This is a genomic window from Ensifer sp. EB106-03-01-XG145 (genome assembly GCF_058792075.1).
The window spans coordinates 1,429,985-1,442,776 of the sequence record NZ_JBYTEC010000001.1; the positions used below are offsets into that span (position 1 = coordinate 1,429,985).

The window sequence follows — 12,792 nt, forward strand, 5'->3', positions numbered from 1 at the left end:
CGAAAAACGGCTTTTGGGTAATGGGTTCTTCAAGAGGATGGTCTCGAACGGAAGGCAGCACAGCAATCCGCGCTGAGCGTTTTCCGTTAGCTGGACGAGATTGGACTACTCATTGATTGACGGGGTCGACTGGCCATCGGTTCCCGTCCGTTGCAGGCCCGGATGCAAGATTGACAAGGAGCGACGATGGCTCAGACCCTTTCGTTTAACGGTCGCAGGCGCGTACGCAAGTTTTTTGGTAAAATTCCAGAAGTCGCAGAAATGCCGAACCTCATCGAGGTTCAGAAGGCATCCTACGACCAGTTTCTGATGGTTGAAGAGCCCAAGGGCGGTCGCCCTGACGAGGGGCTCCAAGCTGTTTTCAAGTCCGTTTTCCCGATCAAGGATTTCTCGGGCGCATCGATGCTTGAGTTCGTGTCCTACGAATTCGAGCCGCCGAAGTTCGACGTCGAGGAATGCCGTCAGCGCGATCTGACCTACGCAGCGCCGCTCAAGGTGACGCTGCGCCTCATCGTATTCGATATCGACGAGGATACCGGCGCGAAGTCGATCAAGGACATCAAGGAACAGAACGTCTACATGGGCGACATGCCGCTCATGACCGACAACGGTACCTTCATCGTCAATGGTACCGAGCGCGTTATCGTTTCGCAGATGCACCGGTCGCCGGGCGTGTTCTTCGACCACGACAAGGGCAAGAGCCATTCGTCGGGCAAGCTGCTCTTCGCAGCACGCGTCATTCCTTACCGCGGTTCCTGGCTCGACATCGAGTTCGACGCCAAGGACATCGTGCATGCCCGTATCGACCGCCGCCGCAAGATTCCGGTGTCGTCGCTGCTGATGGCGCTCGGCATGGACGGCGAGGAAATCCTCGACACCTTCTACACGAAGTCGCTTTACCAGCGCGACGGCGAAGGCTGGCGCGTGCCGTTCCAGCCGGATGCCCTGAAGGGTCAGAAGGCCATCACCGAGATGGTCGACGCCGACACCGGTGAAGTCGTTGTCGAGGCTGGCAAGAAGCTGACCCCGCGCCTGCTTCGTCAGTTGCAGGACAAGGGTCTGAAGGCGCTCAAGGCGACCAATGATGACCTCTACGGCAACTATCTTGCCGAAGACGTCGTCAACTTCGCAACCGGTGAAATCTACCTCGAAGCAGGCGACGAGATCGACGAGAAGACGCTTCCCGTCATTCTGTCGGCCGGCTTCGACGAAATCCCGGTTCTCGACATCGACCATATCAATGTCGGCGCCTACATCCGCAATACGCTGACCGTAGACAAGAACGAGAACCGTCAGGACGCTCTGTTCGATATCTACCGCGTCATGCGTCCGGGCGAGCCGCCGACCATGGATTCTGCGGAAGCCATGTTCAACACGCTGTTCTTCGACGCCGAGCGCTACGACCTCTCGGCCGTCGGCCGCGTCAAGATGAACATGCGCCTCGACCTTGAAGTTGCGGATACCGTCCGTACCCTGCGCAAGGAAGACATCCTGGCTGTCGTCAAGATGCTCGTCGAACTGCGCGACGGTAAGGGCGAAATCGACGACATCGACAACCTCGGCAACCGCCGTGTTCGTTCGGTCGGCGAGTTGATGGAAAACCAGTACCGCCTGGGTCTGTTGCGCATGGAGCGCGCGATCAAGGAACGCATGTCGTCGATCGAGATCGACACCGTCATGCCGCAGGACCTGATCAACGCCAAGCCGGCTGCCGCAGCCGTCCGCGAATTCTTCGGCTCCTCGCAGCTGTCGCAGTTCATGGACCAGGTGAACCCGCTTTCGGAAATCACCCACAAGCGCCGCCTTTCGGCACTTGGCCCGGGTGGTCTGACCCGCGAGCGCGCCGGCTTCGAAGTCCGCGACGTTCACCCGACGCACTACGGCCGTATTTGCCCGATCGAAACGCCGGAAGGCCCGAACATCGGTCTGATCAACTCGCTCGCAACCTTCGCCCGCGTCAACAAGTACGGCTTCATCGAAAGCCCGTACCGCAAGATCGTTGACGGCAAGGTGACGAACGACGTCGTCTATCTCTCGGCGATGGAAGAAGCGAAGTATCACGTCGCCCAGGCCAACTCGGTTCTCGAGAGCGATGGTTCGTTCTCGGAAGAATTCGTCGTTTGCCGTCATGCCGGCGAAGTTATGCTGGCACCGCGCGACAACATCAACCTGATGGACGTTTCGCCGAAGCAGCTCGTTTCGGTCGCGGCCGCGCTCATCCCGTTCCTTGAGAACGACGACGCGAACCGCGCACTGATGGGCTCGAACATGCAGCGTCAGGCCGTGCCGCTGCTGCGCGCCGAAGCGCCGTTCGTCGGTACCGGCATGGAGCCGGTCGTTGCCCGCGACTCCGGCGCAGCAATCGCTGCCCGTCGTGGCGGTGTCGTCGACCAGGTTGACGCGACCCGTATCGTTATCCGCGCCACCGAAGACCTCGATCCGTCGAAGTCGGGCGTCGATATCTATCGTCTGCAGAAGTTCCAGCGTTCGAACCAGAACACCTGCGTCAACCAGCGTCCGCTGGTTACCGTCGGTGACGTTCTGAACAAGGGCGACATCATCGCCGACGGTCCGTCGACCGACCTCGGTGACCTGGCGCTCGGCCGCAACGCGCTCGTCGCGTTCATGCCGTGGAACGGCTACAACTACGAAGACTCGATCCTGCTCTCCGAGCGGATCGTGCGCGACGACGTGTTCACCTCCATCCACATCGAAGAATTCGAAGTGATGGCGCGTGACACGAAGCTGGGTCCGGAAGAAATCACCCGCGACATTCCGAACGTTTCGGAAGAAGCGCTGCGTAACCTCGACGAAGCCGGTATCGTTTATATCGGTGCTGAGGTTCAGCCGGGTGACATCCTCGTCGGCAAGATCACGCCGAAGGGCGAAAGCCCGATGACGCCGGAAGAAAAGCTTCTGCGCGCCATCTTCGGTGAAAAGGCTTCCGACGTTCGCGACACCTCGATGCGCATGCCCCCGGGCACCTTCGGTACCGTCGTCGAAGTTCGCGTCTTCAACCGCCACGGCGTTGAGAAGGACGAACGCGCGATGGCGATCGAGCGCGAGGAAATCGAACGCCTCGCCAAGGACCGCGACGACGAACAGGCGATCCTCGATCGTAACGTCTACGCACGTCTCGTCGACATGCTGCGTGGCCACACGGCCGTTGCCGGCCCGAAGGGCTTCAAGAAGGGCACCGAGCTTTCGAACCTCGTCGTCAGCGAATACCCCCGCTCGCAGTGGTGGATGTTCGCCGTCGAAGACGAAAAGGCTCAGGGCGAGATCGAAGCTCTGCGCGCCCAGTACGACGAATCCAAGTCGCGCCTTGAACAGCGCTTCATGGACAAGGTCGAGAAGGTCCAGCGCGGCGACGAAATGCCTCCGGGCGTCATGAAGATGGTCAAGGTCTTCGTCGCTGTGAAGCGCAAGATCCAGCCGGGCGACAAGATGGCCGGCCGTCACGGCAACAAGGGTGTCGTGTCGCGTATCGTGCCGATCGAAGACATGCCGTTCCTGGAAGACGGCACGCATGTCGACGTCGTTCTGAACCCGCTCGGCGTGCCTTCGCGCATGAACGTCGGCCAGATCCTCGAAACCCATCTCGGCTGGGCTTGCGCCGGCATGGGCAAGAAGATCGGCGCGATGCTCGATGCCTACAAGGCAGGCGCCGACATCCAGCCGCTGCGCGACACCATCGACAGCGTCATCGGGTCGGGCCCGAAGGGCGAGCCGATCAAGCAGTACGACGACGAGTCGATCGTGCGCCTGGCCGAGCAGACCCGTCGCGGCGTTTCGATCGCGACGCCGGTCTTCGACGGTGCTGTCGAAGCCGACGTCAACGAGATGCTGGAGCAGGCGGGCCTGAAGGTAACCGGTCAGTCGACGCTTTACGATGGCCGTACCGGCGATCAGTTCGACCGTCAGGTGACCGTGGGCTACATCTACATGCTCAAGCTCAACCACTTGGTCGACGACAAGATCCACGCCCGTTCGATCGGTCCGTACTCGCTCGTCACCCAGCAGCCGCTGGGCGGTAAGGCGCAGTTCGGCGGTCAGCGCTTCGGGGAAATGGAGGTCTGGGCGCTGGAAGCTTACGGCGCGGCCTACACCCTGCAGGAAATGCTGACGGTCAAGTCGGACGACGTTGCCGGTCGTACCAAGGTCTACGAAGCGATCGTCCGTGGCGACGATACCTTCGAAGCGGGCATTCCGGAGAGCTTCAACGTTCTCGTCAAGGAAATGCGCTCGCTGGGCCTTTCGGTCGAGCTCGAAAACTCGAAGGTCGACGAGGCTGGCGCGGCACAGTTGCCGGACGCAGCCGAGTAAAGAGACCCAAGGTGCGTGCCGCGATGCGGCGCGCACCGTTTCCGCCTGAAGACGCTGACGTTTTCGGCAGGAACAGAGCCGCAGCCAATGCGGTTTTAGCTGTTTAAGGGGCAGGGGCCGGCGCCCGGGATTTGTCGGCACCCTCGCCAAGCTCAGGGCGTAAAGCCCGTAAAGGAGACAGGCATGAACCAAGAGGTCATGAATCTTTTCAATCCGCAGGTGCCTGCACAGACCTTCGATTCCATCCGGATTTCGATCGCCTCGCCGGAGAAGATTCTTTCCTGGTCTTACGGTGAGATCAAGAAGCCGGAGACGATCAACTACCGTACGTTCAAGCCGGAACGCGACGGTCTGTTCTGCGCGCGCATCTTTGGCCCGATCAAGGACTACGAGTGCCTGTGCGGCAAGTACAAGCGCATGAAGTACAAGGGCATCATCTGCGAAAAGTGCGGCGTCGAAGTCACGCTGTCGCGCGTTCGCCGTGAGCGCATGGGCCACATCGAGCTCGCCGCTCCCGTCGCCCACATCTGGTTCCTGAAGTCGTTGCCTTCACGCATTTCGACGCTGCTCGACATGACGCTGAAGGATGTCGAACGCGTTCTGTACTTCGAAAACTACATCGTGACCGAGCCGGGTCTGACGTCGCTGAAGGAAAACCAGCTCCTCAGCGAAGAAGACTACATGCTCGCCGTCGATGAGTTCGGCGAAGACCAGTTCACCGCCATGATCGGCGCCGAAGCGATCTACGAGATGCTCGCTTCGATGAACCTGGAAAAGATCGCCGGCGATCTGCGTGCAGAACTTGCCGAGACGACCTCGGATCTGAAGCAGAAGAAGCTGATGAAGCGGCTGAAGATCGTCGAGAACTTCATGGAATCCGGCAACCGGCCGGAATGGATGATCATGAAGGTCGTTCCGGTGATCCCGCCGGATCTGCGCCCGCTCGTGCCGCTTGACGGCGGCCGTTTCGCGACGTCGGATCTGAACGATCTCTACCGCCGCGTGATCAACCGTAACAACCGTCTGAAGCGCCTGATCGAACTGCGTGCTCCGGGCATCATCATCCGTAACGAAAAGCGCATGCTGCAGGAATCTGTGGACGCGCTGTTCGATAACGGCCGTCGTGGCCGCGTCATCACCGGTGCCAACAAGCGTCCGCTGAAGTCGTTGTCCGACATGCTGAAGGGCAAGCAGGGCCGCTTCCGTCAGAACCTGCTCGGCAAGCGCGTCGACTATTCCGGCCGCTCGGTTATCGTGACCGGTCCGGAACTGAAGCTGCACCAGTGCGGTCTTCCGAAGAAGATGGCGCTCGAGTTGTTCAAGCCGTTCATCTACGCCCGCCTCGACGCCAAGGGTTACTCCTCGACCGTCAAGCAGGCCAAGAAGCTCGTTGAAAAGGAAAAGCCGGAAGTCTGGGATATCCTCGACGAGGTCATCCGCGAGCATCCGGTTCTCCTGAACCGCGCGCCGACGCTGCACCGCCTGGGCATCCAGGCCTTCGAACCGACCCTGGTCGAAGGCAAGGCGATCCAGCTGCATCCGCTCGTCTGCACGGCCTTCAACGCCGACTTCGACGGTGACCAGATGGCCGTTCACGTGCCGCTGTCGCTCGAAGCCCAGCTCGAAGCACGCGTGCTGATGATGTCGACGAACAACATTCTGCACCCGGCAAACGGCGCGCCGATCATCGTTCCGTCGCAGGACATGGTTCTCGGTCTCTACTACTTGTCGATCCTGAACCAGAACGAGCCGGGCGAAGGCATGGCGTTCTCGGACATGGGCGAACTGCATCACGCGCTCGAAACCAAGGCCGTGACCCTGCATGCCAAGATCCGTGGCCGCTTCAAGACCGTCGATGCCGAGGGCAACCCGGTTTCGAAGATCTACGAAACCACGCCTGGCCGCATGATCATCGGCGAGCTGCTGCCGCGCAACGTCAACGTGCCGTTCGACATCTGCAACCAGGAAATGACCAAGAAGAACATCTCCAAGATGATCGACGCGGTCTACCGTCACTGCGGCCAGAAGGACACGGTCATCTTCTGCGACCGCATCATGCAGCTCGGCTTTGCCCATGCCTGCCGCGCCGGCATTTCGTTCGGCAAGGACGACATGGTCATCCCGGACACCAAGGTGAAGATCGTCGGCGACACTGAAGCGCTCGTGAAGGAATACGAGCAGCAGTACAACGACGGCCTCATCACCCAGGGCGAAAAGTACAACAAGGTTGTCGACGCCTGGGGCAAGGCGACCGAAAAGGTCGCCGACGAAATGATGGCCCGCATTAAGGCGGTGGAGTTCGACGAAAACGGTCGTCAGAAGCCGATGAACTCGATCTACATGATGTCGCACTCCGGCGCCCGTGGTTCTCCGAACCAGATGCGTCAGCTGGGCGGCATGCGCGGCCTGATGGCCAAGCCGTCGGGCGAAATCATCGAGACGCCGATCATCTCGAACTTCAAGGAAGGCCTCACCGTTAACGAGTACTTCAACTCGACCCACGGTGCCCGTAAGGGTCTGGCCGACACCGCCTTGAAGACCGCGAACTCCGGTTACCTGACCCGTCGTCTCGTCGACGTCGCGCAGGATTGCATCGTCAACTCCGTCGATTGCGGCACCGAAAACGGTCTCACAATGACGGCGATCGTCGACGCCGGTCAGGTTGTGGCCTCGCTTGGCGCTCGTATTCTTGGCCGTACGGCTCTGGACGACATCGATCACCCGGTCACGGGCGCTCGCATCGTCGATGCCGGCCGGATGATCCTGGAACCCGACGTCATCGAGATCGAGAAGGCTGGTATCCAGTCGATCCGCATCCGTTCTGCACTGACCTGCGAAATCCAGACGGGCGTTTGCGGCGTCTGCTACGGCCGCGACCTGGCTCGTGGTACGCCGGTCAACATGGGCGAAGCGGTTGGCGTTATCGCTGCACAGTCGATCGGTGAACCGGGCACCCAGCTCACCATGCGTACCTTCCACCTGGGTGGTACGGCGACCGTGGTCGACCAGTCGTTCCTGGAAGCGTCCTACGAAGGTACGGTCCAGATCAAGAACCGCAACATGCTGCGCAACTCGGACGGCGTTCTCGTCGCGATGGGCCGTAACATGGCGGTCCAGATCCTGGACGAGCGTGGCGTCGAGCGTTCGTCGCAGCGTGTTGCCTATGGTTCGAAGATCCTCGTCGACGATGGCGACAAGGTGAAGCGCGGCCAGCGTCTCGCCGAGTGGGACCCCTACACCCGTCCGATGATGACGGAAGTAGAAGGTACCGTTCACTTCGAAGACGTCGTCGACGGCATCTCGGTGCTCGAAGCGACCGACGAGTCGACCGGTATCACCAAGCGCCAGGTTATCGACTGGCGTTCGACCCCGCGTGGTACGGACCTCAAGCCGGCGATCGTCATCAAGGACAAGAACGGCGCAGTTGCCAAGCTGTCGCGCGGCGGCGAAGCCCGCTTCTTGCTCTCGGTCGACGCGATCCTCTCGGTCGAACCCGGCCAGAAGGTCAGCCAGGGTGACGTTCTCGCTCGTTCGCCGCTCGAAAGCGCCAAGACCAAGGACATCACCGGTGGTCTGCCGCGTGTTGCCGAACTGTTCGAAGCCCGTCGTCCGAAGGATCACGCCATCATCGCTGAGATCGATGGCACCGTTCGCTTCGGCCGCGACTACAAGAACAAGCGTCGCGTTCTGATCGAGCCGGCGGAAGACGGTGTCGAGCCGGTCGAGTACCTGATCCCGAAGGGCAAGCCCTTCCATCTTCAGGATGGCGACTACATCGAAAAGGGCGATTACATCCTCGACGGCAACCCGGCGCCGCACGACATCCTGGCGATCAAGGGCGTGGAAGCGCTTGCTTCCTACCTGGTCAACGAAATCCAGGAAGTCTACCGACTGCAGGGCGTTGTCATCAACGACAAGCACATCGAAGTCATCGTTCGCCAGATGCTGCAGAAGGTGGAAATCACCGATGCCGGCGACTCGACCTACATCGTCGGTGACAATGTCGACCGGATCGAGCTCGAAGACGTCAACGACGGCCTGATCGAACAGGGCAAGAAGCCGGCATACGGCGATCCGGTCCTGCTCGGCATCACCAAGGCGTCGCTGCAGACACCGTCCTTCATCTCGGCGGCTTCGTTCCAGGAAACCACCAAGGTCCTGACCGAAGCGGCGATCGCTGGTAAGACGGACGGCCTGCAGGGCCTGAAGGAAAACGTCATCGTCGGCCGTCTGATCCCGGCCGGTACCGGTGGCACGATGACCCAGATCCGCCGCATCGCAACCGCGCGCGACGAAATGATCCTGGAAGAACGTCGTCGTGGCACGGGCGCCGAGGCAGCAACGCCAATGCTTGCCGATCTCGCCAACGAGAACGCTGCAGCCGAATAAGCGGGGAGGGCGGGTTATTCCGCCCTCTGACCCACACAAAGAAGAAGCCGCCGAGAGCGATCTCGGCGGCTTCTTCTTTTGGGCGGTCGCCCCGCGCGGCAACGGCGAGGGCGAAGGTCACTTGACTGCAAAGATTAGCTAAAGCGGATGATCGCCACTTCGCCTTCGAGTGCGCCCTGGTAGGCGGAGGCGTGGGGTTCGTCGCTCGGGATCTCGGTCAGTGTGCCGATCTGGTCCAGATCAGCCTCGAGAAAACCCTCTTCGGCAAGGGCGTTCAGTGCTTCGCGAACAGCGGTATCGTCGTCGGGCGCCTTGAGCATCACGTGAATGTCCACGCCGTCTTCGTCGCCGTCGGTCTCATAGGCCTTGCCGATGATGATGAACACCATCGGTTCGTCCGGGGCATTGTCGTTGTCTGGGGTGACGGCCATATTGTTTCCTTTCGATTGGCTGGCGCGACCTTAGCGCCCTTTTTTGTCCGGCGCGATGGAAATGCATCGCGCCTCGAATGCTTCTGCAGCGACCGACTCGAAGATGGTGGAAAACCCCCACAAAGTGGTTGCCGATTCCTTAACCCTATCCGACACTCCGCCTGTCGAAGGGCCAAAGAGGCGGGCACCAGGTTCGAAACCATGTGCAAAAGCCTTGTTTTGCAGGCATGTCAGGCCTGCGCGCGATAGAATATTTCTTAATTGCCCTTGACTGTTGGCCTTGAAATCAGTACACCCCGCCGCATCGGAGCCCATGTGAGGCTGGCTGGTTCGGAACGTCGCGTTCTGGAGTTCGCCTCAAACAAGGTTCGAAACGCACGCCGACGACTACAATGCTGCACGCAAGACGCGCACGATAGTGCGTCCTCTGCTTTATTTGGGGCCATCTGCGGAAAGGCGGATCGGCCCCTGTTTTGCGCATTTCATGAGGCGTTCGAAACTGCCGGCGACGGCAACGATCCGCCCGCAAGGGTAACGTGATAAGATTTTGCAAGGGATGGGTATATGCCTACCGTAAACCAGCTGATCCGCAAGCCTCGTCAGGCACAGGTAAAGCGCAATAAGGTTCCTGCTCTGCAGGAAAACCCGCAGAAGCGTGGCGTTTGCACCCGCGTTTACACGACGACCCCGAAGAAGCCGAACTCGGCTCTCCGTAAGGTTGCCAAGATTCGTCTGACGAACGGCTTCGAAGTCATCGGCTACATTCCGGGTGAAGGTCACAACCTTCAGGAGCACTCGGTTGTCATGATCCGCGGCGGCCGCGTTAAGGACCTTCCGGGCGTTCGTTACCACATCATCCGTGGTGTTCTCGATACGCAGGGCGTCAAGAACCGCAAGCAGCGTCGTTCGAAGTACGGTGCGAAGCGTCCGAAGTAATTCGGTTTTGAAAATCCCAGCGCTGCGCGAGGTCCTCCGCGTGGTAAAGCGCTGAAACAGTTTGAAGAGACGAGAAGTATGTCCCGACGTCATAAAGCAGAAAAGCGCGAGATCAATCCGGATCCGAAGTTCGGTGATCTGGTTGTCACGAAGTTCATGAACGCCATCATGCTGCACGGCAAGAAGTCTGTTGCGGAAAGCATTGTCTATGGCGCGTTCGATGCGGTTCAGGTCAAGCTGAAGCAAGAGCCGATCACCGTATTCCACTCTGCGCTCGACAACATCGCGCCGCACGTTGAAGTGCGTTCGCGCCGCGTCGGTGGTGCAACTTACCAGGTTCCGGTCGATGTTCGTCCGGAGCGTCGCCAGGCCCTCGCCATCCGTTGGCTGATTGCGGCCGCACGCAAGCGTAACGAAACGACCATGGTTGATCGCCTGTGCGGCGAACTCATGGACGCAGCGAACAACCGTGGTAGCGCCGTGAAGAAGCGCGAAGACACGCACAAGATGGCTGATGCCAACCGTGCGTTCTCGCATTATCGCTGGTAATTCTGGCGCGAACGTCTCAAGAGGCAGTCCACTATGGCACGCGAATACAAAATCGAAGACTACCGTAATTTCGGTATTATGGCGCACATCGACGCTGGCAAGACCACGACGACTGAGCGCATCCTGTACTACACCGGCAAGTCCCACAAGATCGGCGAAGTCCACGACGGCGCTGCGACCATGGACTGGATGGAGCAGGAGCAGGAACGCGGCATCACCATCACCTCTGCCGCCACTACCACCTTCTGGAAGGGCCGTGACGGCAAGACCCGCCGCTTCAACATCATCGACACCCCCGGCCACGTTGACTTCACCATCGAAGTCGAGCGTTCGCTGCGCGTTCTCGACGGTGCTATCGCGCTTCTCGACGCCAACGCCGGTGTTGAGCCGCAGACGGAAACCGTCTGGCGTCAGGCTGAGAAGTACAATGTTCCGCGCATGATCTTCTGCAACAAGATGGACAAGACCGGCGCCGACTTCTACCGCTCGGTCGAGATGATCAAGACCCGTCTCGGTGCAACGGCTGTCGTCATGCAGCTGCCGATCGGTGCTGAAACCGAATTCAAGGGCGTTATCGATCTGATCGAGATGAACGCTCTCGTCTGGCGCGACGAGTCCCTCGGCGCTCAGTGGGACGTTGTCGAAATCCCGGACGACCTGAAGGACAAGGCCGAAGAATATCGCGAAAAGCTGATCGAGACCGTTGTCGAGATCGACGAAGCTGCGATGGAAGCCTACCTCGAAGGCAACATGCCCTCGAATGACAAGATCCGCGAACTCGTTCGCCGCGGCACCATCGACGTGAAGTTCCACCCGATGTTCTGCGGTACCGCGTTCAAGAACAAGGGCGTTCAGCCGCTTCTCGACGCCGTCGTTGACTACCTGCCGTCGCCGCTCGACATTCCGGCGATCAAGGGTATCGACGCCAAGACCGAAGCAGAGATCGAGCGTCACGCTGATGATGCCGAGCCGCTTTCGATGCTCGCGTTCAAGATCATGAACGACCCCTTCGTCGGTTCGCTGACCTTTGCGCGCATCTACTCGGGCAAGCTCGAAAAGGGCTCGTCGGTCATGAACACGGTCAAGGACAAGCGCGAGCGCGTCGGCCGCATGCTGCAGATGCACTCCAACAGCCGTGAAGACATCGAAGAAGCATTTGCTGGCGACATCGTTGCTCTGGCTGGTCTCAAGGAAACCACGACGGGTGATACGCTCTGTGACCCGCTGAAGCCGGTTATCCTCGAGCGCATGGAGTTCCCCGAGCCGGTCATCCAGATCGCGATCGAGCCGAAGTCCAAGGGCGACCAGGAAAAGATGGGCCTCGCGCTCAACCGTCTGGCTGCCGAAGACCCGTCCTTCCGCGTCAAGACTGACCAGGAATCCGGTCAGACGATCATCGCCGGCATGGGCGAACTTCACCTCGACATCATCGTCGACCGCATGCGTCGCGAGTTCAAGGTTGAAGCAAACGTCGGCGCGCCGCAGGTTGCTTACCGCGAAACCATCACGCGCCAGCACGAAGAAGATTACACGCACAAGAAGCAGTCCGGTGGTACCGGTCAGTTCGCGCGCGTCAAGATCGTCTTCGAACCGAACCCGGAAGGCGAAGACTTCAAGTTCGAATCCAAGATCGTCGGCGGTGCTGTTCCGAAGGAATACATCCCGGGCGTTCAGAAGGGTATCGAAAGCGTTCTGTCTTCGGGTCCGCTCGCTGGCTTCCCGATGCTGGGCGTCAAGGCGACGCTCATCGACGGCGCATTCCACGACGTCGACTCGTCGGTCCTGGCCTTCGAAATCGCATCGCGTGCTTGCTTCCGTGAAGCGGCCAAGAAGGCTGGCGCACAGCTTCTCGAGCCGATGATGAAGGTCGAAGTCGTAACGCCGGAAGACTATGTCGGTGACGTTATCGGCGACCTGAATTCTCGTCGTGGCCAGATCCAGGGCCAGGAATCGCGTGGCGTTGCTGTCGTGATCGCCGCAAACGTGCCGCTCGCGAACATGTTCAAGTACGTCGACAACCTGCGTTCGATGTCTCAGGGTCGCGCACAGTACACGATGACCTTCGATCACTACGCGCCGGTTCCGTCGAACGTCGCACAGGAAATCCAGGCGAAGTATTCCGGTCAGAAGTGACCGGAATACCCTTTCGCTGACAGAAGTT

The 12,792-nt window shown here is 59.9% G+C and carries 6 protein-coding genes; 5 read left to right on the top strand and 1 reads right to left on the bottom strand.

From position 1 onward, the window contains the following. The first annotated feature begins 186 nt into the window (after positions 1-186). Positions 187-4,326 (top strand): DNA-directed RNA polymerase subunit beta, encoded by a 4,140-nt coding sequence (gene rpoB, locus AC3WWH_RS06960; protein ID WP_058325123.1) that lies wholly within the window; start codon positions 187-189, stop codon positions 4,324-4,326. A 183-nt stretch (positions 4,327-4,509) separates the two neighbouring features. Then, positions 4,510-8,715, top strand: coding sequence for a DNA-directed RNA polymerase subunit beta' (gene rpoC, locus AC3WWH_RS06965; protein ID WP_058325124.1), 4,206 nt, complete (start codon positions 4,510-4,512; stop codon positions 8,713-8,715). A 134-nt stretch (positions 8,716-8,849) separates the two neighbouring features. Here the strand turns inward: rpoC and AC3WWH_RS06970 are convergent, their stop codons facing one another. Beyond that, positions 8,850-9,146 carry a hypothetical protein gene (locus AC3WWH_RS06970; RefSeq protein ID WP_057252174.1) on the bottom strand — a complete coding sequence of 99 codons (297 nt, stop codon included), beginning with the start codon at positions 9,144-9,146 and terminating at the stop codon, positions 8,850-8,852. 564 nt (positions 9,147-9,710) lie between these two features. Between AC3WWH_RS06970 and rpsL the strand changes: the two genes are divergently transcribed. From rpsL to fusA, 3 genes are all read left to right on the top strand, one after another. Beyond that, on the top strand, positions 9,711-10,082 hold the full coding sequence (gene rpsL, locus AC3WWH_RS06975; protein ID WP_003507760.1) for a 30S ribosomal protein S12: 372 nt from the start codon (positions 9,711-9,713) through the stop codon (positions 10,080-10,082). Between the two features lie 78 nt (positions 10,083-10,160). Beyond that, on the top strand, positions 10,161-10,631 hold the full coding sequence (gene rpsG, locus AC3WWH_RS06980) for a 30S ribosomal protein S7 (protein WP_057252175.1): 471 nt from the start codon (positions 10,161-10,163) through the stop codon (positions 10,629-10,631). 33 nt (positions 10,632-10,664) lie between these two features. Next, positions 10,665-12,764, top strand: coding sequence for an elongation factor G (gene fusA / locus AC3WWH_RS06985; RefSeq protein ID WP_057252176.1), 2,100 nt, complete (start codon positions 10,665-10,667; stop codon positions 12,762-12,764). Positions 12,765-12,792 lie beyond the last annotated feature (28 nt).